The following is a 24,280-nucleotide window of genomic DNA, read 5'->3' on the forward strand; positions in this document are numbered from 1 at the left end:
TGACGTAAATTCTTGGGGCAGGACAGACTGCCTGTTTGTACAGGCAAAGAAACCCAAGCCCTGCTAGTACTCGTCAGCACTCAGCATCGCCCTTCCCTACCTCATCGGAACCGCACATCAAGTGCAGGCGGAGTTATGTCCGCCTGCAGGAAATAGCTTTTGCTGGAAGTCGCAAACCCAGACATCTCTTGAGGGTCGATTAATCGAATTTTCTTAACCATCATGAATACTTACACTCCCCTGAAAAAAACCAGCATTCTTGAAGTCTTAAAGAAGAATGGCCGCATAAATTTGCTTGAGCAATGCTTTGCTGATCAACTGGATGCATCTGCCAGGCTGGTTGACCATCAAGAAAATCCTGCCAGGCTCAGCGGACTGGGCTTACGTCATGAAGACAAGGCTATCCCCTATCAGGGCCTGCCTTATGTGATGTCAAATTCCACCTTCCTGCGCATAGGTGGCTTGCTGGAACGCGTGGCCGTGATAGTCGAACGAGCTATCGACCTTTACCTGAATGATGCCAGCGTACGCGATTTCTTCAAGCTACAAGCCAGGTACGAGCATTTGATACGGCTAGGCGCAGCATACCGGCCACGCGTGCAATATTGCCGCTACGATTTCACGATTGATGATGCGGGCCGCCCGCGTATCTATGAATTAAATACCCATTCCCCGGCAGGCTCCAGTTTCTATGAGCGCTTTGCGCAAGTCTTCAGACATAACCTGGTCATGGAAGAATTACAGCAACTGGGATTAGACCCTGTCGTCACGCCCCTGGAAAAGCAAGGTGCATTTGCCAAAGCCGTGATAGAGGCAGCCAGCACAGCTAACTTGAATCAGCCCACCCATTCTGCAGCTATCTTGAACAGCAAATATCTGACGATGAATAATGAGCTTGATCTGATCAAGGAACAATTTATTGCAGAGGGCAAACCAGCGATTCGCTGCTATGTTGAAGACTTGCGATTCGAGGAAGGAACGCTGTATTTCGAGGATAAACCTATCGATATCTGCTTCAATAAATTTGACGATACCCATGGGCCAGATGCCTATGAATGTGCATTTTCACGTACGCATGCAGAAGTGCAGGCTTATCTGGATGCCGTTGGAACTGGCAAGGTCTTTGCCGTAAACACATTTGCCAGCATGTATTTACCTGAAAACAAGAGCATGCTGGCCTTTCTGTGGAGCCCTTTACTGCGCCCACATATCAACGCCGAGGAATATGAACTGATCAGGGAAGTTGTCCCCTACACCAGGCTGCTCAGGCACCTTAATCCAAATGAGTTGAAACACGTGATCTCCAATCGCAGGGAACTGGTGTTAAAACGCTCTCTCGATACACGCGGACGCAGCGTCGTCATCGGCAGGGATGTCGACGATAAAGAATGGGAACAGGCCATCCACCAGGCAGTCGAAGTGCAAGAGGAAGAGGACTTTGTGATACAGGAACTCTCGGCTGTAGAAACCTGCATGGCTACGCTGCCCGGCATGCAAGAACCCGGGCAATACTTTACCTCTCTGGCCTATTTCATGATACATGGCAAAGCCCAGGGGATTTTGGTCAGGACTTCTGCAGAAGCGACCACCAATGTTGCGCGCGAAGGCTTTGTTCAACCATTTTTAGTCGTCAGGTGAAACCGATGGACAGCAAAGTCACGCACCTGCCAGCGCCTCAGTTACGTACTCTGCCTGCCATCGAAGGAAAAGCAGCGCAGGATTTACTCAGGGACTTCAGGGCGCAATTAGGCAAGACCGTATGGGGCACACAAACTCCAGATACCCTGCTGGGCCCGGTAGAATCTGCCTTGCCCTCCTTGCTGGAATTTGAAACTGATTTGCAGACACTGTACCGCGCGCTCTTGAAAGTACTGGTCCTTGAACGCGAGATTTCTCATGCGGATGCTCAGGCACATCGCATGTCCGACTTGATGGCCCATGTACGGCGTTTCAATCACTGGCCTGTAATGAATGAAGGCATATTACCCAGTCCAGAAATCCTGCTGGCCGAAGATGCCACCAAATTCATGTTCGGCCGCCCGGATATCGTCTTGAGTGCAGAAGGTCCCAAAGTCGTAGAAACGAATTTTGACACTGGCATAGGTGGTTATCTGCGTCCCGATGATATCTGGAAAATCGCCGCACAACTATTTATCCTGGACGATGAAACCCTGGCTTTCGGCAGCCCTTTGGATGGTTTTGCAAAATACTTTAGCGAGGTCGCCGATAAAGATGCTGTCGATTTTCACTGGATCATGAAAGACAAGCCAGAAATTCGCCAGGAGATGGATGTCGCCCTACAAAGGCTGAACAGCAAACAAGATAATGTCTTTCATCGCATGCAATACACAGGTGAAGTTGTTCCCTCCTTGCGCAAGGGCAGAAAACATGTACGGCATCGTGCTTGCTCAATTTACACAGTCAAAACCGCGCTGGAGCAATTCACCAGCATGTTGCAGGCATTGCTGCCAGCCACCCAAGCTGAAACCGTGCCGCTTGCCTTGTCTGTACTTGATTCAAAACTCATGCTGGCCTGGATTTCTGACCCGGCCTACCGACCTGGCAATCTTAGTGATGCAGAAATCAGGGCGGTTGATCGTTTAATCCCGTGGACCCGGGTATTGGCATTCTTGTCTGGCGGGGAACTGGCCGAAGTCAGGAATAACAGGGAAGAATTTGTCATCAAGAAGACAGATTCCTTCCAGGCCAGAGACGTCCATCTGGGATGGAATACCACCCATGCGGACTGGAATGATTTGATCACAGAACTCAGTGCAAGAGCAGCATGGGACGGCAGCGCAACTGATATCTGGATAGTACAGCGCCGGGTAAGGCCCAGGGCACAAGCCTTGATAGAATATACCGACCAGGGTGTCATCGAAAGAAGTACAGGCGTATCCTGCTGCCCCTATATGATGGGCGGAAAATTACGTGGACTGGAAACCTGGGTGACACCCTTTAACCCGGATTTTTCTATGATACACAAGATGCAATTCGTCCCGCATTTTATCCGCGCATAGACGTCTAGATACAATCAGGTGATAGTCTGGCCCTGGTCACGGAAGAAGCTCAGTACTTCTTCTTTCTTGGCCTGGGTGTCACGCCTGCCCAGCGCAATCAATTCCTTGGTATAACTGGACTCAAACAAGAGATAAGATGCCAGCGCCGAGCCACGTGCCTCGGTCGCACCTATGCCCCCCAGCATGGTGCGGACTGGCAAAGGTAGGCTATTGGTATGGCGGCTGGCAATTTCATCCAGCCTTTCTGAAGGCGCAATCACCAACAGGTCCACCGGCCGCAAAGGCGTTTTTTCCAGCAACTCGGGGGGCAACATCGACAAGGTTTTATTGATGCGCATCAGCCTTTCTATATCCACGGCCAGGCTATCAAGAAAGATACTGGACAAGGCATGACCGGCAATTTGTGCCAGGCTGGGGTAACGGGCAGTCTCGGTACTGACATTGGGCGGCTCGCTGAGACGTCCAGCACCAACGATCAACACTTTTTTTGCCCCCAGGTGTATGGCTGGCGATATCGGTGCCAACTGACGCATGGAACCGTCGCCACAATACTCCATGCGCCCGCCCCAATTCAAGGGCACGGCAGGAAAAATAAAGGGGATCGCTGCCGAGGCCAGCAAATGCTGGACGCCGATAAAATCGCGCTGTGCCAGACGCTGACTGCGCACCCAGGGCTCAATATCGGCCAGGGTCTGGTAAAAAGTCAGATGCTGGCCAGCGGTATAAGAAGAAGCCGTCACCGCCAGTGCATGCAAGCTGCCACTATTGAAAGCAGCATCCAGGCTACCCAGGTCCAGCATGCGGTTCAATAAGGCTTCCAGCGGTGAATTATCCAGCAAAGAGTTTGGAGGAGCCTTGCGCCATTTATTCAAGAGCCAGCCAAACGACCACAGCGTCAACCAGCGCGCCCCGCTACGCATGACGCCCAGCGAATCAGCCCGGTAGACTTGCGCGGCCTCAAAATTCTCCCAGATATGCAACATGCGCCCCAGCGCATCACTAAAATTATCTGCGCCACAAGCCAGCGACGTGGCATTGATCGCCCCCGCTGAAGTACCGCAAATGATACCAAAAGGATTACTGGCCGGATGCCAGCCAGCATCAATCAGGATAGTCGAGATTTCATTGAGCACCCCCACCTGATAGGCCGCACGCGCCCCACCCCCAGTCAGTATCAATCCCGTTCCTGCGTTAGTGCTCATTTGTGTAGGCATAAAAAAAGGGCAAATACAGATTTGCCCTAGTGTAGTAGCCCCCCAGCAATTTGTCATGCTGCACGGCACACTGAAAAAATCATGCTCTGCAAATACAACAGCCGCACCGAGCCGTGTGAAGCCTTAAGATTTTTCCTTCCCAGCTTACCGAGACGCGTAAGTGCTGAGAAAGCGTAGCGAGCGACGCTAGTTTTGGTTGAGAAGCGCAATCGTACTTTAGTACGATGAGCATCGCCGACCAAAAATCGCGCCGCGCAGTAGCTTTATCAGCATTTACTATTTGGGTTGCATGCGAATGGCGCCGTCTAATCGGATAGTCTCCCCATTCAACATCACATTCTCAATAATCGCCTTGGCCAGATTCGCATATTCATCCGGCTTGCCCAGGCGCGGAGGAAACGGCACCATCTTGCCCAAAGCATCCTGCACCTCTTGCGGCATACCCAGGAGCATAGGTGTTTCAAAAATACCAGGCGCTATCGTCATGACACGAATGCCGCTGCGTGACAAATCACGTGCCATAGGCAAAGTCAAACCAACCACTGCAGCCTTGGAAGAAGCATAGGCTGCCTGGCCAATCTGGCCATCATATGCTGCGACGGATGCGGTATTGATGATGACACCGCGTTCACCATGGTCAGCAGCTTCGGTCTTGCCCATGGCATCTGCTGCCAGGCGACACATATTGAAAGTGCCGATCAGATTGATATTCACCACGCGCTGGAAAACATCCAGCGGATGCGGGCCATCTTTACCTACCGTCTTGATGGCTGGTGCAACACCGGCGCAATTGACCAGGCCACGCAGCGTACCCAGAGTGGCAGCGGCCTCGACAACAGCTTTGCCATCAGCTTCTGAAGTTACATCGCATTTGACAAACTTGCCACCCAGTTCAGTTGCCAGTGCCTCGCCAGCTTCAACCTGCACGTCGGCCAGCACGACCTTGCCGCCATTGGCAACGATCATTCTTGCCGTCGCTGCACCCAGGCCGGAAGCACCGCCAGTAATAATAAATACATGATTTTGAATTTGCATGTTTGTCTCTCCAGGTAAATCGAATTATGAGGATTGTATTTATTGATGCATTTACATATGCAATGACGCTTATCACGCAGGTTTAACTTACGCTAAATTTACGTTAACGTAAACGTCACATCCTCGTATTGTAGCGAATATTCTTCACCAGGCAAAAATAAAAAAGTGGTAGCGATGTTTGCGCTACCACTTTTTTTCCACCCTTGCTTATGTAGCAAGTTCTCGCTTATTTACTGGCGGATGCAGGATCAGCCATGGCCGGAGGAGGCGGCACCTCGGTCGGAGTCGAAGCTAGAGCAGATGCTGATGCCGCAGCAGGTGCAACTGCTGGAGGCACTACGCTGGCTGAAGCAGAAGCAGCGGGAGCCGCCATTTGTGCAGGCGGACTGGCATGACTGGCCGCACTGGTGGTGGTGCCGGTTGCTGGCAGCAGTGGCACCAGCAACAAGGCCACGATGTTGATGATCTTGATCAAGGGATTGACTGCGGGACCAGCCGTGTCCTTGTAAGGATCACCAACCGTGTCACCCGTCACGGCAGCCTTGTGTGCTTCCGAACCCTTGCCACCAAAGTGACCATCTTCTATATATTTCTTGGCATTGTCCCAGGCGCCACCACCGGTAGTCATGGAGATGGCAACAAACAAGCCCGTCACAATAGTCCCCATCAACAAACCACCCAGTGCAGCAGGCCCCAGCAACAAGCCAACCAGGATGGGCACGATGACAGGCAATAGCGATGGAATAATCATTTCCTTGATGGCAGATGTGGTCAGCATATCGACAGCCTTGTCATACTCAGGCTTGCCTGTGCCATCCATGATGCCCTTGATTTCCTTGAACTGGCGGCGCACTTCTACCACCACAGCACCGGCAGCACGCCCTACTGCTTCCATCGCCATGGCACCAAACAGGTAAGGAATCAAGCCACCGATAAACAGGCCGACGATGACTTGTGGATTGGACAAATCAAACGAAGTGCTCTTGCCGACAGAATCCAGCGCGTGTGTGTAATCAGCAAACAGCACCAGCGCAGCCAGACCGGCCGAGCCAATTGCATATCCCTTGGTGACCGCCTTGGTGGTATTTCCGACAGCATCCAGCGGATCAGTAATGGCACGCACAGAAGCTGGCATTTCTGACATTTCAGCAATACCACCGGCATTGTCGGTGATAGGGCCATAAGCATCCAGGGCCACGATAATGCCAGCCATGGACAACATGGAAGTTGCGGCAATCGCGATACCATACAAACCAGCGAGATGATAAGACACAAGAATGGATGCACACACAGCCAGCACGGGCCAGGCGGTTGATTTCATCGATACACCCAGGCCAGCAATAATATTCGTACCATGACCCGTGGTCGATGCCTGCGCCACATGTTGCACGGGTTTGAAGTCTGTGCCGGTGTAATACTCAGTGATGTAGACCATCAAGCCAGTGAGTACGATACCGACCAGAGCCGAGCCCATCATCTTCATACGCATGGCTTCGTCGACCCAGACATGCCAGGTGACGAATGCGAAGCCTATCAATGATAAACCAGCTGCCCACCACAAACCTGTGTACAGGGCTGACATGATTTTCTTGCCTGGCTTGGCTTTCACCATGGAGCAGCCGACAATGGAAGCCAGGATGGAAACAGCACCGAGCAAGAGTGGATAAACGATCGCTTCAGTGACATTGCTGGTGATCACCAGCGCACCGAGCAACATGGTGGCGATCAGGGTTACCACATAAGTTTCAAACAAATCTGCCGCCATACCGGCGCAATCACCCACATTGTCGCCGACGTTATCGGCGATCACGGCAGGATTACGTGGGTCATCTTCCGGGATACCGGCTTCAACTTTGCCCACCAGGTCAGCGCCAACGTCAGCACCCTTGGTAAAGATACCGCCACCAAGGCGGGCGAAGATGGAAATCAGCGAAGCACCAAAGGCCAGGCCTATCAAGGGCTTGATGACATCATGCTGTGTCAAAGTACTGCCTGCCGCGTTGCAAACCAGCACCCAGTAAAAGATAGTCACACCCAGCAAACCCAGGCCGACGACCAGCATGCCGGTAATAGCACCGCCACGGAAAGCCACGTCCAGTGCTTCATTCATGCCCTTGGTTGCCGCCTGTGCAGTCCTGACATTGGCCCTGACCGAGACATTCATGCCGATGAAGCCACAGGCACCAGATAAAACAGCACCTATCAAAAAGCCTATGGCCGTGATCAAGCCCAGGCCAGGTATGGCGGCTACAACAACGAATAACACGACGCCGACGATGGCGATAGTGCGGTACTGGCGCGCCAGATAGGCGGCTGCGCCTTGCTGAATGGCTGCGGCAATTTCCTGCATACGCGCATTACCGGCATCCTGCTTCAAGATCCAGCTACGCGATATCAAACCATATACGACGGCTATGACTCCACATGCGATGACAAACCAAAGACTTGCTGTCATGTTGACTCCTCCAATGTTATAGGCATGTTGGCCTTGTGGGCGCATGCATTTTTTTAACGACAAAGTGAAACAACGACAATTCTTCATTTTCCAGACTTCAGTACCAGACTGCTTTGCACCAAATGACAAAAATGAATCCTGCACACTGCGAAACTTTTACGTAGCCCATATTTTTGGAGAAACTGGCTGGGGCTTAGCCGTACTTAGCTATAAAAAAAGCGGACGATGCAGTCCGCTTTTTACTTACTTATTCGGACAGCGCCGCAAATGCGCTGTCGCGGATGGACTCTACCGGTCCAACGCCGGCGATCTTGCGATACTTGGGAGCACCTGGCTTGCCAGACTTGGCCCAGTCGCCATAGTAAGACAACAGGATTTCAGTTTGTTCGTGATACACAGACAAACGCCTCTTGACAGTTTCTTCTTTGTCGTCAGGGCGTTGCACCAGTTCTTCACCAGTCACATCATCCTTGCCTTCGACTTTTGGCGGATTGAATTTGACGTGGTAAGTACGGCCAGAACCAGGGTGAACGCGGCGACCACTCATGCGGTCGATAATGGCTTCATCCGGTACATTGATTTCCAGTACATAGTCTATCGTCACGCCAGCATCCTTCATCGCATCTGCTTGTGGCGTCGTGCGTGGGAAACCGTCGAACAAATAACCATTGGCGCAATCCGGCTGTGTCAGCCTGTCTTTGACGAGACCGATGATGATGTCATCTGATACCAGTCCACCAGTATCCATGACTTTTTTTGCTTCCAGACCCAAGGCTGTGCCCGCAGCGATCGCTGCACGCAACATGTCACCGGTAGAGATTTGAGGAATATTGTATTTTTCTTTGATGTAATTGGCTTGTGTACCCTTGCCGGCACCCGGCGCTCCCAACAAAATAAGACGCATGTTAAATTTCCTAAGACGAGTTTGAATTTTTTGTGCTTGTATTATCAAAACATGCCAGCCAGTGTTTCATTGCAGGCACAGCCCTTTTTTGCTTTTCTTCTTTTAGCTTGATAACACAGTTTCTTTTCACGAAACTTACCACAATTTTCGCAATTCTTGATGCTTTGCCACGAAAACATGGGCAAGTTCCGTATTTTTTTATTTCTTATCCATAAAAAACTGCCGGACACGCTCCAGATCCTCTGCCGTATCCACCCCTGGTGCAGGGCTGGAGTCAGTCACATGGACAGCGATCGCATAGCCATGCCATAGAACTCGTAATTGTTCCAGGGTCTCAATTTGTTCCAGTGGAGAAACAGCCAATTGCGGATATTTTTTTAAAAAATCGTTGCGGTAGGCATACAAACCGATATGACGCAAAGGTGCATAGGCGGGTGGGAACTGTGCTCGGCTGATGGCAAACCCATCCCTGTGCCAGGGTATGGTGGCGCGAGAGAAATACAGGGCGCGACCATGTTTGTCTAATACCACCTTGACGACATTGGGGTTAAAAGCATCTTCCGCTGAATGGATAGTGTGAGCTGCAGTCGCCATGGGCACATCAGCACTTACCAGTGCCGCCGTTGCAGCGATCAGTGCCGGAGCTATCAAGGGCTCATCTCCCTGCACATTCACGATGACAGCATCATCAGCCAGGTTCATGCTGGCGGCGACTTCAGCAATGCGGTCAGTGCCAGATGGATGGTCTGCTCGCGTCATACAGACCGGCACACCATGGGCCTTGCAGGCAGCGACGATGTCGGCATGATCTGTAGCCACCATGATGGCGCTGGCACCAGACAATAATGCCTGTTCAGCCGTGCGCACCACCATGGGTTTACCGCCTATGTCTGCCAAAGGTTTATTCGGCAGGCGGCTGGAAGCCAGCCGGGCCGGGATGATGGCGATAAAACTCATAAAACTTTATCCCTTGGGTCTGGCGTCAATTTCTTCAGTAGTCAGCGTGCGCGCCTGATCTGCCCACATGATGGGAATATCATCGCGTATCTGGTAAGCCAGTTTATCGCCATAGCAAATCAATTCCTGACTGGCTTTTTGGTAGACCAATTGTCCTTTGCACAAAGGGCAAACCAACACATCAAGCAGACGTGCGTCCATGCTTTTTCTCCGAAATCATTTGTATCAGTGATGCGGCAAAAGCAGCATCGAGTTGAGCTTCGACTGGCACTACCCAGATGCGGGTATCTTCCAGTAAAGCCGGGATTTGCCTACATTTTACTGCATCCTTTTCGGTAATCAGGATGCAATCAGCATCGATGCCTTTAAAACTCTGCGCATCAAAGGGATGGTGATCAGGAAAAGCCCTGGTCTGGCATGGCAAACCCTGTGCCGCCAGCATATCGAAAAAACGTTGTGGATTACCTATGCCAGCCGCTGCCAGCAAGCGCTGCCCTGCGAACTGTGTCATAGGTTTACGTTGCGTATCATCATGCAAACGATAGGCCTGACCTGCTTGCAAATGCATGCGCACGGTATCCGCAGGCATCATGTCAGGCAAGGCCGTATCCTGGCGGGCCAGATTGCAGATAGTAAAATCACGCCGCCTTTCCACAGGCTCACGCAAAGGCCCAGCAGGCAAGAGCCAGCCATTGCCAGCCCCACGCTGGTCAAACAGCACGAGTTCAACATCACGCCCCAGGGCGTAATGCTGCAAACCATCGTCAGCAATAATGACATCGACTTGCGGATTAGCTGCCAGCACGCAACACGCCACGGCCACGCGGTCACGCCCCACCGCTACTGGACATGCTGCCCTGGCAGCAATCAATACCGGTTCATCACCAACCTGCTGCGGCTGCGAAGTAGCGTCCAGCAAAATTACGCTCTCGGCATGCACGCCATAACCACGCGAAATAACAGCCGGATGCCAGCCTGCAAGCTTTAATTGCTGCACCAGCCAGATCACCAGCGGTGTCTTGCCAGTACCACCAATAAAGATATTGCCGACCACAACCACAGGTACGGGTAATTTCGTTTGTGCTTTGTAGCCCATCACAAACAAGCCAAAACGGAAAGTGACGATGAGCTGAAATAGCCTGGACACTGGCCACAGCAGGCATGCCAGCAGCCCGCGCTTTTGCCAGGCATTCAACAAGACTTTTTCCACTACTGCCCGCATGTCACTCTCTTTTTTCTCTATCGTTCTCTTGCTGTCTCTACAAAAAGAAACCGGGGAGTTACTCACTCCCCGGTTTTTTGCCAGTTTCTAAAACAGTACCCTGCTTATAAACCAGTCAGGCTATCAATTACTTCGCCGTAGCCTGCGCCGCAAACGTCACCTTGGCCATGCCAGCGATACGCGCCGCTTCCAGCACATCAATCACGGACTGGTGGCTGGTCGCACGGTCTGCATTGATGATGACGACAGGATCAGGCTGAGCACCAGTCTTTCCAGCTTCCAGCACGGCTGCTGCTTTTTTCAAGTCTTCCGCCAGTGTCAAGGTGTCGAGGAAAGACACGGACTGGTTATTGATCTTATAGCGCCCCTGTGCATCGATACCAATATCAATCTGATTCGGCTTGTCCTGGGCTTTTTCTGCATCTGCAGTCGGCAAGGTGATTTGCAATTCGGTGAAACGACTATACGTCGTTGTCACCATCAAGAAAATCAGGATCACCAGCAAGACGTCGATAAACGGGATCAGATTGATCTCTGGCTCTTCCCTGCCCCTTCCTTTACGAAAATTCATGACTACTTCCTGGCGCTGTGGACAACGTCAACAAACTTGATAGCCTGTTGTTCCATATCGACGACGATACTATCCACCAAAGCGCGGAAATGACGCCAGAACACCATGGCAGGCATGGCGATCATCAAACCAAAGCCAGTGTTATACAAGGCTACGGAAATACCATGGGCCAGTTGTGCAGGGTTGGCACCAGTCGCATTTTGCGAACCGAAAATTTCTATCATACCTACGACCGTACCAAACAAGCCCATCAAAGGTGCCAGCGAAGCGATGGTGCCCAGGGTAGTCAGGAAACGTTCCAGCTCGTGAGCAACCGCGCTGCCAGCTTCTTCTATCGATTCTTTCATGACTTCACGGGGTGCGTTTACATTACGCAAACCCGCTGCCAATACTTTACCCAGCGGTGAATTACCTGCCAGTTGCTCTATGACTTCTGGCTTGACCTTGCCAGCCTGATAGACGCGTATGACTTCGTCAACCAGAGTGGGTGGCAAGATACGGCTGCGGCGCAAAGAAAGGCTGCGTTCTATGATTAATGTCAGCGCAATAACTGAGGCAATCAGTAACAAATAAATTGGCCAGCCTGCGGCTTGAATGATGGCGAACAAAATAACTCCTTGAAGGTTCCTAAATCCAAGCCCGCAATGTAGCGCGTTGTCTGCCTGTGAGCAAGAGCACAACGCAAAAAACTCGGTACAAAATGTTTCAGAACAGGATTTTTCACACAAGCACAAAGTTTGCACTACTTATCGTCATGGCGGATTGGCCCCTGTTTTACACAAAATCTGTGCGCAAGCTTGTGGATAAGTCGATTGAATATAGCTAAGCCCATGATTTATTTGAAGTTTTCAGTTATGCCAAAGATTTAAGCACAGCGATTTTGTGGATAAAACAGCATTTTTCTTGATTTCACCACGTCATTTCTACACATAATTTGTGGACAAGTATGTGCAAAAGTCTCGTGTACAACGACAAGTGACTGATTTAAAAGCATATTATTTTGCTGCCAATATTTTAGGCAAAGCGGCAATCCAGGCTTTTTTTGCACAAATTTTCATCAAAATAATTGAATAGAGATCAAGCCCATTGTTTTGCACAAAATATGTGGACAAGATTGTGCATTACCGTAAATAAACGCTATAAGTCATTGATTTTAAAAACGTAAGCAATGCTGCCAGAAAAACAGGCAAATGCAGACTTTCAGGAGAAAATCCTTTTTCCCCATGGAAAAGTTAATTTCCATACAAGCAAGTACCAGCTCAACATGGCATAAATGAGGCTTTTACACAAAATATGTGGATAACTATGTGAAAAAGTATGGGGGTTTTAACTAAACCACTGATTTTATTCATTATTTTATTCGCGCCTAAAAAAGTGGCAAAATCAACTTATTCACAATCACAGGTGAAATTTTGTTTTTTTGATCATTCCTTTAAAGAATAAACATTTATTCTGCACAAAATATGTGGACAAGCTTGTGCAAAAGCACAGGGAAACCGTATAAGTTATTGATTTTAATGAATATTACTTTCATGCCACTATTTTAGGCAAACAAGTTTGAAGCACTCAGCGGTAAAGTTTTCAACAGCTTAATCACAATTTCTGTGGATAAGTTTGTGCACAAGCTGCCTGATGCGTGGCAATGTCCTTGATTTGAAAGGGAATTTTCATTTTGCCTCATTCTTTTGCAAATTGTTTTTTATTAAAAATCAAAGACTTAGATAGTAAACTTTCATTTCTTTTGACATCCTAGAGGCAAAATGACATGCTGATGACCATTTCACGCCACTGTGGACAGAATTTCCGCCGCCAAGCTTTATGAATCCTGAATCACCTTACGCCAAGCCAGCAAATACGCCGTCCGTGATGACAGTTACGGCGCTGAATCAGGCCGTTGCTCAACTTTTGGAACGTAATCTGCCATTGACCTGGGTTTCTGGCGAGATTTCCAACTTTACCCGCGCTGCGTCTGGTCATTGGTATTTCACCTTGAAAGATAGTGGCGCCCAAGTCAGGTCTGTCATGTTTCGTGGTCGCGCCCAATATGCCGACTTCCAGCCCAAGGAAGGTGACAAGGTAGAAGTACGCGCCCTGGTCACCCTGTATGCGCCGCGTGGCGATTATCAGTTAAGCGTAGAAGCCATACGTCGCGCTGGTGTTGGTAATTTATATGAAGCATTCTTGCGACTGAAAGCGCAATTGACACAGGAAGGCTTGTTTGACCCCGAGCGTAAGCGCCCCCTGCCCAGCTTTGTCAAAACCATAGGTATAGTCACCAGCCCTCAGGCGGCTGCCCTGCGCGATATCCTGATTGCCCTGCAGCGACGCGCACCGCATGTGAATATCATCCTCTACCCTACCCCTGTTCAGGGCGAAGGGGCGGGCATGAAAATCGCACAGGCAATCGCCTCTGCTGCTGCCCGTGAAGAGTGCGATGTCTTGCTGGTCTGCCGCGGTGGTGGCAGCATGGAAGATTTATGGGCCTTCAATGAAGAAGTCGTGGCACGTACCATCGTCAACTGCCCTATGCCCGTCATCGCTGGCATAGGCCATGAAACTGACTTTACCATCGCCGATTTTGCTGCTGACCTGCGCGCTGCGACACCGACAGCCGCCGCCGAACTGGCTACCGCACCACGCGATGTCTGGCTGCAGCTCTTGCAGCGCCAGGCACAGATACTCAGCCGCTGCATGCACAGGCAACTGGATAACCAGGCCCAAACCCTGGATTGGCAAAGCCGCCGCCTGCTCAGCCCCAAGGCTGCTATTGCCGCCCGCCGCCTGCAACTGGCAAACCTGGCCCGCAACCTCAGCTACAGCGCCAACATACCTCTGCGCCAGGCCAGACATGATCTGACACAACTGACCCTAAGCTGGCAGGCGCATAAACCTGATTTAGCCAAACCCGGGATGATACTGGCCGACATGCAAAGGCGTCTGCAACAAACGGCCAGACACAGCCATGAAGGTCACCAGCAGCACTTATCTGCGCTACGCAGCCAGTTAGAGCTGCTGAACCCGCAACGTACGCTGGAACGTGGCTATGCCATCCTCAGCGACCACAAAGGCCGGGCGTTGCGCGCTACCACAGAACTCAAGCCACAATCCCTGCTGCAAGTCAGGCTGGCATCCGGCACGGCTGAAGTTGGCATCAGCAGCGTACAAACCAAGCTGGACTGATATCTCAGTAAGCTGGCTGACAGAAGCGACTCATCATTTTTCGCATATACATGTCATTGCTGGTAATTTGCATACGCCGACGTGCAAGCTTTTGTACAAAAGCTTACAATGCTGGTCTGGCTTTTCCGGATTGCCGGAATTGATAAACTCACGATAAAAGGACACGATATGGAACATACCTTACCGGCACTGCCCTATGCACTGGACGCTCTGGCCCCGCATATCTCTCAAGAGACGCTGGAATACCACTATGGCAAGCATCACCAGACCTATGTGACCAATCTGAACAACCTGATCAAGGGTACAGAATTTGAAAACTCCACACTGGAAGAAATCGTCAAGAAATCTTCTGGCGGCATTTTCAATAATTCAGCACAGATCTGGAACCATACTTTCTACTGGAATGGCCTGAAACCTAACGGCGGCGGCGCACCTGACGGCAAACTGGCGGATGCCATCAATGCCAAATGGGGTTCTTTTGATGCATTCAAGGAAGCCTTCACCAAGTCTTGCGTCGGTAATTTCGGTTCTTCCTGGACATGGCTGGTCAAAAAAGCCGATGGCACACTGGATATCGTCAACACCTCCAATGCCGCGACACCATTGACAACAGCAGACACACCACTGCTGACTTGCGATCTGTGGGAACACGCTTACTACATCGACTACCGCAATGCACGTCCAAAATACCTGGAAGCATTCTGGGCGCTGGTCAACTGGGAATTTGCAACAGCAAACCTGGGCTGAGTCAGCTTGTCGTGATGCCCTCGCATCATGACATATGCAAGACAGATGAAAAAAACCTGCGCCTGCATGAGCATCGCAGGTTTTTTTTCATCCATTGACTGCGCTGTTTGTGCGAAGATCAAGGCTCAACTGAGCAGCAGAAATCCATTGTGCTCAATCGTCCTATTCTCTGAACAACATGCATACCAAAGCCTCACCTCTCTTACGCTTTCTCCCCGCTATCTTCATTTTCATCTGGGCATCTGGTTATGTGGTCGCCAAATATGGTCTGCCGTATGCCGAACCGCTGACTTTTTTATGCCTGCGTTATCTGGGCGTGATTATCTTCATGCTGGCACTGGCGCTGGCAATGCGTGCACCCTGGCCAGAGCGCCGCTTCTGGCTGCCTATCGCCATCGCTGGCATCATGATGCAGGCCATGTACCTGGGTGGCATCTGGTGTGCGGTCAAGCTGGGCATGCCGGCTGGTGTCGCCGCCCTGATCGCCAATACCCAGCCTATCTTTACGGCATTCCTTGGGCCCATCATTGGTGAACGCATCTATGGCAAACAGTGGATAGGGCTGGCACTGGGCATTTGTGGAGTGGCACTGGTGGTCGCCAATAAAATTTCTGTCATCGGTTTATCCGTCAGCAGCGTAGCGCTGGCCGTGATGGCCTTGACTGCAATGACCGTAGGTACGCTCTACCAGAAAAAAAACTGCCCCAGTTTTGATGTCAGGACCGGGCAGGTCATACAATTTGTAGCGTCCTTATTGGTGACGTTGCCATTTGCACTGACGCTGGAAACTCAGACCATCATCTGGACACCCCAGTTTTTTGCCGCCATGGCCTGGTCCGTATTTGTCTTGTCGGGCGTTGGCATTTCGGTGCTGTTCATCATGATACGACATGGCGAAGCCACCAAGGTCACCAGCTATATGTACCTGGTCCCCGCAGTCACGGCCGCCATGGCCTGGCTGATGTTTGGTGAAAAGCTGACGATGACAGCGATCCTTGGTATGGTGATTGCGCTGGCAGGGGTGGCCCTGGTGGTAAGGCCATCGAAATAAAGAATTAAAGAATTGGAATTGCGCTTATTGCCGCAATTCCAATTCTTCTTACATCATGCAGCTTCGCGCCAGCGGCGCAAGCGTACCGTCATATAGAACATGCACGCAGCAAGCAATACTCCCAGCCACAATTGCAGGCTGGTCAAAGTATGCCAGGAAATCATGAATATTCTTTCAAAGCCAGAATCTTCTTTTGATAAGGGAAAGTAAGCATTTAGTGGGATGCTCTCAAATCGTATCCATGCACCTGGAACCAAGCTTCCAATACTACGACCTAAAATGAGGTCGACAAACCATTGCATATCTGCATCCTGATATATCAACAGCTTTAGCATGCCGATCAAAAATACGACCAGAAGCGGTATCCCAACTGCCCAAAGAAATACTTTGGAGCGAGCCCAGCTAGACACCAGCATCAACCAGCATAAGCTTGGCAAGGCCCATAGAATATATACTGGCAAAATTCCTGCTATTTGCAGAGGAGTCAGGTACAGTTTCCCATTTGCCAGCAAATCTTTAAATATGAAAACTTCTTGCGTGGAAAATGCAATGCTGAGTATCATCAACATGCAAAATGACATTGCAGTCGCAATCGTCAGGAAGATCAAGGGCACGACCAGACACGCTACCAGCAGTTTAGACAAAACAGTTTGAAAATCTGACACTGGCAAAGATTTCCAAAACAATATACTGCGGTCACGCCTGTCATCATGCAGGCAAGCAAGGCAGTAAAAGAAAATGATGCCAGCCATGGCTATCAATAATGGGCCAGAAGAAAGCATATAAATACTGGCCAAAGCATCCCCGACTCTTTGAGTATCATCCCTCATCCTCCCAACCCTGTCGAGAACGTGCGCACTAATCAGATGCTGCCCAAATAAAAAGGGCATGGTAAACACACATATCATCGCAGCGGCAACACTTAACGGCGTCCATAGAAACATGCCGGTATGTTCCCAGAATTCACGCTTCAACAGACTAATCATGGTTTTCATTTAGCAATTCCTTTCATGCTGGCGACGAATAAGTCTGCAACGCCGGGGATACGTGTTTCTCCCAGGCTGGCCAGCAAATCCTGTGCAACACCATCAAACAGCATGACGATTTTGCCGAATACTGCACGTTGACTAATGGGGTGCAATGCCACAGCTTCCTCCATTTTTTCATGTGTCACCATCACCTCGACAAAACGCCCGGCCATCTGCTCCATGCTGATTTCCAGCACGATTTTTCCTTCATCAATAAAAATCACGTCACTGAGAATATGCTCAATTTCTTCTACCTGATGCGTAGTGATGATGATAGTTTTGTTTTCATCAAAATAGTCTTCCAGCAGATTTTGATAGAACTGCTTACGGTACAAAATATCCAGGCCCAGCGTCGGCTCATCAAGCACCAGTAATTTCGCATCAATGGCCATGATCAGCGCCAGATGCAATTGCACTATCATGCCTTTGGACATAGCCTTGACCTTCATTTCTGGCATCAGCTTGGTATTGGCAAGATATTTCTCAGCTTTGGCACGATTGAATTTGGGGTGGACTCCCGCCACGAAGTCTATCGCCTGCTTCACCTTGATCCAGCGCGGCAAAATAGCAACATCGGCGATGAAGCAGACTTCATTCATCAGCGCATCACGCTGGGTACGCGGGTCCAAGCCTAATACCTGCATCTCGCCTTCAAAATTACCCAGGCCTAGTATTGCTTTGAGGGTGCTGGTTTTGCCTGAGCCATTCGGTCCTATCAGGCCAACAATTCGACCGGGAGCAATCTCAAAGCTCACATCATTCAACACATGCTGCTTACCATATTGCTTGCTGATACCGCGGGCTGAAATGACACTATTCACTGAGCTATTCCCTGTACTGGTCATTTCACCCCTCCTTTATTTTGCAGGCCCGGCAATTGCTGCACATCCAGCCCCAGCCTGCGTATGCGTTCCAGCATGGCTGGCCATTCTTCTTCTATGAAACGCTGGCGTTCATTTGCCAGCAATTTATCAAGCGCTGCCTCGGTCATATACATGCCCACACCTCTTCGTTTTTCGACCAGTTCTTCATCTACCAATTCCTGATACGCTTTTAAGACAGTAATCGGATTGAGCTGATACTCTGCTGCCACCTGCCTTACCGAGGGCAAAGCATCCCCCGGCTTTAACAAGCCATCCAGCATCATGCCCAGCACCCGCTGTTTCAATTGCCGGTAAATCGGCGTTTGGTCATTCCAGTTAACACTCATGCTTGCACCTTCCTGTGAATACCCGGGACAGCGAGATTGATGCTTCTACAGTGCTATCTCACAAGTAAATTAGTGTTGTAGTTAACTATAACACTAACTCAATATGCTTTGTGTAAGTTTTTTGTGGAGCATGACAAGAAAAAATCGGCATGGCACACTTGTCAATCTTTCCTCTCCTATATGGATAGCACTCATGCGTCGCCTGATCTCTTCTTTTTGCCTGCTCACCTTCATGTTGACTGCCACTGCCGCACTTGCCGATTGTGATGAATCAAGCAAACAAGAATTAAAGTCCGCAAAATCTGCTGGCTGGAAGCTCGATGATGATGGCAAGCGCCAGCACCTGGCACTCGCTGCGGCTGATTGTCTGGGTGTGGCCGACGCAGAATTGCGTGATGAACTGGCATTTGAGGGATTGTCAGCCTGGATGCGCGCAGAGAAACTGGCTCTGCCCTCACTCACCGCATTGCGTATAAAAATGCTGAATGCAGTCCAAGCACCGGCAGCAGAAGAAAGTAGTTTTCTGCGACCATTTGCGATCTTGACGCTGGCAGAACTGGTGCGGGTAGACAGGAAAAAAGCTTATCTGAGCGCTCAGGAAAGAGTCGATATCGTCAACGCGGCCAGTCACTATCTGAGCAATCTGCGCGACTATCGTGGCTTTGATGAAAAAGAAGGCTGGCGCCATGGCATAGCCCATAGCGCCGATCTGATGTTGCAACTGGCAATGAACCCGGCCATAGAAAAAGCCCAGCATGAAACCATGCTGGCAGCCATCGCCAGTCAGGTCGCGCCCGCCAGCCATTTTTACCAGTACGGAGAAGGCGTCAGGTTGATGACTGCCGTGTACTACCTGGCAAAAACACCCAGCTTCAATAAACGCGACTGGGATCTATGGTTCAATAAACTCATGGAAAAAAGCATACAGCCCGGCTCTTATACTCAGGCCAGACTGGCACAGCGGCATAATCTCAGCGCCTTCTTACTGCCCCTGTATTTTTCAGTGCGGGAAAGCAGCGATCCAGCACTGAGGGAAAATTTGCTACCTGCATTGAGAGATGCTCTGCAAAAGGTCAATTAAAGACTCTATTACTGCAAGGCCCATAATGCCGCACTACGTGCATGAATCGCCGTGGTATCAAATAACGGCACACCGGCATCATCCTGGCCAACGAGCAAACTGATCTCGGTACAGCCCAGGATGATGGCTTGTGCACCCTGCTCTTTCAAGTTTTCCATGATGCGGCGATACTGCTGGCGCGATGCAGCATTGATCTTGCCCAGGCACAGTTCTTCATAGATCACCTGATGGATGATGCCACGGTCTGCCAGCTCAGGCACCAGTACTTGCAAACCATGCTTGCTGTGCAAACGCTCGCGGTAAAAATCCTGTTCCATGGTAAAGCGGGTACCCAGCAAACCCACTGTGCCATGACCAGCAGCCTTGATGGCTAGTGCAGTAGGATCAGCGATATGAAACAAGGGAATCGCCGCCGCAGCCTCAATCACCTTGGCCAGCTTGTGCATGGTATTGGTACACAGCACCAGAAAATCTGCTCCTGCCAATTCCAGTGAGCGCGCAGCTTGTGCCAGGATGACCCCGGCGGCATCCCAGTCACCTGCATGTTGCAGTCTCTCTATCTCATGAAAATCTACGCTGTAAAGTATGATTTTTGCAGAATGCAGGCCACCCAGCTTTTCCTTGATGGTTTCATTGATTTGTTTGTAATACGGGATAGTGGATTCCCAGCTCATACCACCGATCAGGCCTATGATTTTCATTGCAACTCCATGTCAAATTTAAAGGCCGCTACGCTGGCCTATGAGGTGAATGCCTCTATAATAGGCAGCTAATATTTCTCTGGCTATCAAGAAATTTCAGCAAAGAATTTTTGCAATGAGCATGGATATCGCAGATATCAAGTGGGCAAGACTGGAATTATTACCAGCCACACCTTATACCATCAATGGTGCATCAACCCACACCAGCCTGGGCCTGGCATTTGCACGCCAGCAAGGTGTGCATGCCATCGCCAGCGATGTTCGCCAGGATTTCGATGCTTGGCCAGGTGACTTCGCGATCAGTGAAGCTGGCTTGCCCATGTTTTCGGAATCTGCGCATGGCGGAGAATATCTGCTCATGCACATCACCAGACCTGAGCTATTGGCGGGCATGTCAGCGGCTTCGCCACGACAGATATTTCATGGTGACAAACAGGCCGTCATGCTGGCGTGGCAATTGCGCAGCCTGCTTTTACAAAAAGACAAGGATGCTCAGCTACTGGAAGAAAAAGCGAGTCTGTTTTTGCAACGAGGGCTGGTACTCGCCAACACCAGAGCTGCAAGCAGTCTCTATGCTGAAGACAAAGCCTTGCACGGACGCATACTGGATTACATCGAAGACCAGCTCGATACACAATTGAATCTGGAAGAACTGGCGGCAATAGCAAATATGCCACTCCTGCGTTTTTTGCGCAGCTTTACCCATGCCACAGGCACGACGCCGCATGCCTATATTTCAGAACGCCGACTGCAAAGAGCCCGCTTACTGCTTATAAATAGCAATTTATCTATCGCTGAGATTGCCACAGATTGTGGTTTTGCTCAGCAATCCCATTTGGGTAGCACCTTCAAATCCCGGCTGGGGCTCAGTCCTCAGCAATACCGCAAACTATCTTCTTGAAGATGATTCCGGCAAAAAACTAAAGCGATCTTCGCTTTAAAAAAGCAAAAGCAAATTTTCTACCGAATTTCACAGAAATTACTTTCCCATGGAACTGTATGGGCTGGCATTTGTCTATGGAAAATGCGTTAATTCCGCCAATAACTTGCTAACATCGCTATTTTCGCATCACCTCTTCACCCATCCACAACCTGCTAATTATATTAAAACCAAGGTTTTCACTATGTCTCCGAAAATTCTCACCGTCAGTATCGCACTCGCTTTTAGCGGAGCAGCCAGCTTGCTCTTTCCTCAAGAAACTGCGCAGGCAGCACCAGCTATTGCGAGTATCGCCAAAATCAAACCAGCCGACCTGACACTGGAACAGGTATATCGCGCCAAAGGCTATGCAGGCCAGGCCGCACGCCATATACAATTCAGCAAGGATGGCCGCTACCTGGCTTACGCCTGGAACCCGTTCGGTGAAAATGGTTTTGATTTGTATGTGCATGACACCCAGACTGGTGAAACCAAACGCATTACTTCACCAGCCCTGATGAAAACTTACGACGCGCCAGAAGACTGGGAACGCTTCGATAAAAAAGCAGCACAAAAAGAAAAAGAAGAAGCCGAACGCCAGGCCAAAGCTGAAGCCCAGGCAGCCTATCTGCGCGGCGAAAAAGTCAACCTGATGCAGTGGGAAGAAGCTGCGCTGGAAGAAGTAAAGCGTGAACTGGCCGAGAAAAAAGCCAAGGACGCCGCCAAGAAGGCTGAAACCGATGCTGAAGCAGCCAGGGAAAAAGCCGCTGCTGCTGCCGCCAAAACCGGCACAGCCAGTGTAGCCAAGGTTGATAGCGACAAGAAAGATGAAAAGAAAGACGTCAAGGACGACAAGGCCAAGGAAATCTGGGAACTGCGTGACGAGCTGAAAAAGAAACTGGAAAAAGAAAAGCTCAAGCCCAGCGACCTCTACCCAGGTGTAGATGCCCTGGTCTGGGCGAATAAAAAGAATGAACTGATCTTCCAGTACCGCGGTGACTTGTTCCGCCTGAACGCAGCAGATGGCAAGATAGAACGCCTGACCCAAACCGACAAAGTCGAACGCATCGTCGCCTACCAAGCAGATGATAATGGCTATATCTACATGGATGAAAAACGTCTGTTCAACGCCAGCTTTAGCAGCAGCGCGATACGCCAGTTGAACCGCGAATTGATACACCCAGACGACGCAGACAAGAAATACCGCATTGCCAGTACCGTGCTCAGTGAAGACAAGCAATGGATGGCGATTTCTGCCGAGGCACCGGATGCCAAACCAGAAAATGGCAAACCACCTCCACCTGCCGAACGCCAGGTCGAGATCATGAACTACAGCGAGCGCTTTGCTACGGCCAAAAAAGTATCGCGTGAAGTATCCGACGACAAACGCAAGATACCCGCAACGGCCCTGTATATACGCCGTGTTGGCGATGCCTCTGCACGCCAGCCACAACCCGTCTTCACCAATGAGGGTGGCGATGTCTGGTTTGAAATGAGCCCGGTTGCCTGGGCCAAAGATGGTAGCCGTTATACTTTCTCTACCTGGGAACGTGAAAAAGACTTATTGCGCATCTATGTAGGCAAGGCAGAAGAAGGCGTCAAGCCACAGATGGTTTTGGAAAGACGCGGCAACGTTGGCCATGAAGTCGTCAATGTACTGGCACCACGCTTCACCGCCGACAGCCAGCAACTGGTTGCCGTCCTCGATGAGCAAGGCTATCGCCAGCCCTATGTCATTGATGTCAGCAATGGCAGCGTGAAACCCTTGCTGAAAGGCGACTTTGAAGCGCACAACATCATCGGTTTTAGCGATGACAATAAATCCATGTTCGTACTCGCCAACAAGGATGATTTTGCAGCCATGAATGCTTACAAGGTTGATCTTGCAACAGGTGACATGAAAGCCCTGGGCCAGGCTGGTGACTTCTATCGCAATAGCACAGTGACAGACAGCGGCGACAAGCTGGCCAGCATGGCTGGTCAATGGGCCAGTCGCCCTGAATTGAAACTGCTGGATATCAGCAAAACGAAATCAACGACGCTGACACAAAGCCATGACCCGCAATGGAATGCGATAGACCTGCAACGCCCAGAGCGCTTCAGCTACACCAACCGCCATGGCGACAAAATACAGGCCTATGTATTCAAGCCAGTCGGTCTGAGTTCATCTGATCATCGCCCTGCCATTGTTTACACCTACGGTGGCCCTTTGAATGACAGGCACATCGTCGAGACTGACAGCTTCCAGCAAACTGCCTATATGTTTGGCATGTATATGGCAGCCAAGCATGGTTATGTCACAGTCGCAGTAGACCCACGCGGCCACTCCAATTATGGCCGCAAGTTCAGTGATGCCAACTGGGAACAGGTAGGCAAACCGCAGGCAGAAGACCTGGAAGACCTGACCAAATACATGCAAAAGAACCTGGGCGTCGATGGCAAACGCATAGGCCTCACAGGCTGGAGCTTTGGCGGCTTCCAGACCCAGTACACCATGTACACCAGTCCCGATACTTTCGCTGCTGGTATCGCCGGTGCTGGCCCGACAGAATGGGAGAACTATAATAGCTGGTATAGCGGCCGCACCATAGGCAAGACCGAGCGCAGCAAACCTAATCTGCGTAAATACTCTTTACTGCCCCTGACTGCTGGCTTGAAAAAACCGCTGCTGCTGGTACATGGCATGCAAGATCCGAATGTGCTTTATCAGGACACGGTGAATGTGTATCGCGCCCTGCTGGAAAATGGCAAGGAATCTCTGGTTGATCTTTTCCTTGATCCTGATGGTGAACACGGTCTTGGTGGTACGGTCAAACCAAAAGCACTGCACAAGAAATATGAAGCCTTCTTCCTGCAGCATTTGGGCAAGGCGAGATAATTTTATTGCCTGATGTATCAATAAGCGGCTGAAGGAAACTCCTCAGCCGTTTTTTTACATGGTTTATTGCGCCGGTAATGCCAGACTGAAATTACCGTGGATTTCTG

Annotated in this window: 22 protein-coding genes; 9 read left to right on the forward strand and 13 right to left on the reverse strand. The window is 50.4% G+C overall.

Going from position 1 to position 24,280, the window contains the following annotated elements:
* The first annotated feature begins 222 nt into the window (after positions 1–222).
* Entirely contained in the window at positions 223–1,638 is a 1,416-nt protein-coding gene (locus ACO0LF_RS25580; RefSeq protein ID WP_423019193.1) for a circularly permuted type 2 ATP-grasp protein, read from the forward strand.
* Positions 1,639–1,643: 5 nt separating this feature from the next.
* The gene (locus ACO0LF_RS25585; RefSeq protein WP_423019195.1) at positions 1,644–3,020 is read left to right on the forward strand and encodes a hypothetical protein; all 1,377 of its coding nucleotides are present in this window, start codon (positions 1,644–1,646) and stop codon (positions 3,018–3,020) included.
* A 14-nt stretch (positions 3,021–3,034) separates the two neighbouring features.
* On the opposite strand, the gene ACO0LF_RS25590 is transcribed toward ACO0LF_RS25585, so the two are convergent.
* From ACO0LF_RS25590 to ACO0LF_RS25630, 9 genes are all read right to left on the reverse strand, one after another.
* Positions 3,035–4,222, reverse strand: coding sequence for a patatin-like phospholipase family protein (locus ACO0LF_RS25590; RefSeq protein WP_423019197.1), 1,188 nt, complete (start codon positions 4,220–4,222; stop codon positions 3,035–3,037).
* 288 nt (positions 4,223–4,510) lie between these two features.
* On the reverse strand, positions 4,511–5,269 hold the full coding sequence (locus ACO0LF_RS25595) for a 3-hydroxyacyl-CoA dehydrogenase (RefSeq protein WP_423019199.1): 759 nt from the start codon (positions 5,267–5,269) through the stop codon (positions 4,511–4,513).
* A 226-nt stretch (positions 5,270–5,495) separates the two neighbouring features.
* Positions 5,496–7,724 (reverse strand): sodium-translocating pyrophosphatase, encoded by a 2,229-nt coding sequence (locus tag ACO0LF_RS25600; RefSeq protein WP_423019201.1) that lies wholly within the window; start codon positions 7,722–7,724, stop codon positions 5,496–5,498.
* A gap of 247 nt (positions 7,725–7,971) precedes the next feature.
* Positions 7,972–8,628 (reverse strand): adenylate kinase, encoded by a 657-nt coding sequence (gene adk, locus ACO0LF_RS25605; RefSeq protein WP_423019203.1) that lies wholly within the window; start codon positions 8,626–8,628, stop codon positions 7,972–7,974.
* Positions 8,629–8,826: 198 nt separating this feature from the next.
* Positions 8,827–9,585 carry a 3-deoxy-manno-octulosonate cytidylyltransferase gene (kdsB, locus tag ACO0LF_RS25610; protein WP_423019205.1) on the reverse strand — a complete coding sequence of 253 codons (759 nt, stop codon included), beginning with the start codon at positions 9,583–9,585 and terminating at the stop codon, positions 8,827–8,829.
* Between the two features lie 6 nt (positions 9,586–9,591).
* Complete coding sequence (locus ACO0LF_RS25615; protein ID WP_423019207.1) at positions 9,592–9,786, reverse strand: Trm112 family protein; 195 nt, start codon at positions 9,784–9,786, stop codon at positions 9,592–9,594.
* The gene (gene lpxK, locus ACO0LF_RS25620) at positions 9,767–10,807 is read right to left on the reverse strand and encodes a tetraacyldisaccharide 4'-kinase (protein ID WP_423019209.1); all 1,041 of its coding nucleotides are present in this window, start codon (positions 10,805–10,807) and stop codon (positions 9,767–9,769) included. Before lpxK ends, ACO0LF_RS25615 begins: the two co-directional genes overlap by 20 nt.
* 127 nt (positions 10,808–10,934) lie before the next feature.
* A complete protein-coding gene (locus ACO0LF_RS25625; protein ID WP_423019211.1) occupies positions 10,935–11,378 on the reverse strand; it encodes an ExbD/TolR family protein in 444 nt (147 codons plus the stop codon).
* Positions 11,379–11,380: 2 nt separating this feature from the next.
* On the reverse strand, positions 11,381–11,986 hold the full coding sequence (locus ACO0LF_RS25630; protein ID WP_423003552.1) for a MotA/TolQ/ExbB proton channel family protein: 606 nt from the start codon (positions 11,984–11,986) through the stop codon (positions 11,381–11,383).
* A 340-nt stretch (positions 11,987–12,326) separates the two neighbouring features.
* Between ACO0LF_RS25630 and ACO0LF_RS25635 the strand changes: the two genes are divergently transcribed.
* The 4 genes from ACO0LF_RS25635 to ACO0LF_RS25650 all read left to right on the forward strand — a co-directional run bounded on the left by ACO0LF_RS25635 (position 12,327) and on the right by ACO0LF_RS25650 (position 16,356).
* Positions 12,327–12,452 carry a hypothetical protein gene (locus ACO0LF_RS25635; RefSeq protein WP_423019213.1) on the forward strand — a complete coding sequence of 42 codons (126 nt, stop codon included), beginning with the start codon at positions 12,327–12,329 and terminating at the stop codon, positions 12,450–12,452.
* Between the two features lie 744 nt (positions 12,453–13,196).
* Entirely contained in the window at positions 13,197–14,558 is a 1,362-nt protein-coding gene (gene xseA, locus ACO0LF_RS25640) for an exodeoxyribonuclease VII large subunit (protein WP_423019215.1), read from the forward strand.
* 168 nt (positions 14,559–14,726) lie between these two features.
* On the forward strand, positions 14,727–15,305 hold the full coding sequence (gene sodB / locus ACO0LF_RS25645) for a superoxide dismutase [Fe] (RefSeq protein WP_423019217.1): 579 nt from the start codon (positions 14,727–14,729) through the stop codon (positions 15,303–15,305).
* A 178-nt stretch (positions 15,306–15,483) separates the two neighbouring features.
* Complete coding sequence (locus tag ACO0LF_RS25650) at positions 15,484–16,356, forward strand: DMT family transporter (protein ID WP_423019219.1); 873 nt, start codon at positions 15,484–15,486, stop codon at positions 16,354–16,356.
* Positions 16,357–16,409: 53 nt separating this feature from the next.
* Here ACO0LF_RS25650 and ACO0LF_RS25655 read toward each other — a convergent pair whose 3' ends face one another.
* From ACO0LF_RS25655 to ACO0LF_RS25665, 3 genes are read right to left on the reverse strand one after another with little or no spacing between them, the layout of a single operon-like run.
* Positions 16,410–17,351: a hypothetical protein gene (locus ACO0LF_RS25655; protein ID WP_423019221.1), complete on the reverse strand. Its 942-nt coding sequence runs from the start codon at positions 17,349–17,351 to the stop codon at positions 16,410–16,412.
* Positions 17,348–18,229, reverse strand: coding sequence for an ABC transporter ATP-binding protein (locus tag ACO0LF_RS25660; RefSeq protein ID WP_423019223.1), 882 nt, complete (start codon positions 18,227–18,229; stop codon positions 17,348–17,350). The genes ACO0LF_RS25655 and ACO0LF_RS25660 overlap by 4 nt, the downstream gene beginning before the upstream one ends.
* Entirely contained in the window at positions 18,226–18,594 is a 369-nt protein-coding gene (locus ACO0LF_RS25665) for a GntR family transcriptional regulator (protein ID WP_423019225.1), read from the reverse strand. The genes ACO0LF_RS25660 and ACO0LF_RS25665 overlap by 4 nt, the downstream gene beginning before the upstream one ends.
* 193 nt (positions 18,595–18,787) lie before the next feature.
* Here ACO0LF_RS25665 and ACO0LF_RS25670 point away from each other — a divergent pair, with 193 nt between their 5' ends.
* Positions 18,788–19,675, forward strand: a complete 888-nt coding sequence (locus tag ACO0LF_RS25670; RefSeq protein WP_423019227.1) for a DUF2785 domain-containing protein — start codon at positions 18,788–18,790, stop codon at positions 19,673–19,675.
* A gap of 8 nt (positions 19,676–19,683) precedes the next feature.
* On the opposite strand, the gene ACO0LF_RS25675 is transcribed toward ACO0LF_RS25670, so the two are convergent.
* Complete coding sequence (locus ACO0LF_RS25675) at positions 19,684–20,376, reverse strand: aspartate/glutamate racemase family protein (RefSeq protein WP_423019229.1); 693 nt, start codon at positions 20,374–20,376, stop codon at positions 19,684–19,686.
* A 121-nt stretch (positions 20,377–20,497) separates the two neighbouring features.
* Here ACO0LF_RS25675 and ACO0LF_RS25680 point away from each other — a divergent pair, with 121 nt between their 5' ends.
* Together ACO0LF_RS25680 and ACO0LF_RS25685 are read left to right on the forward strand one after the other, a co-directional pair.
* Positions 20,498–21,277, forward strand: a complete 780-nt coding sequence (locus tag ACO0LF_RS25680) for a helix-turn-helix domain-containing protein (protein WP_423019231.1) — start codon at positions 20,498–20,500, stop codon at positions 21,275–21,277.
* A 223-nt stretch (positions 21,278–21,500) separates the two neighbouring features.
* Complete coding sequence (locus tag ACO0LF_RS25685; protein ID WP_423019233.1) at positions 21,501–24,173, forward strand: prolyl oligopeptidase family serine peptidase; 2,673 nt, start codon at positions 21,501–21,503, stop codon at positions 24,171–24,173.
* The last annotated feature ends 107 nt before the right edge of the window (positions 24,174–24,280 follow it).

The organism is Undibacterium sp. Di27W (assembly GCF_049340345.1).
Lineage (GTDB): Bacteria > Pseudomonadota > Gammaproteobacteria > Burkholderiales > Burkholderiaceae_D > Undibacterium.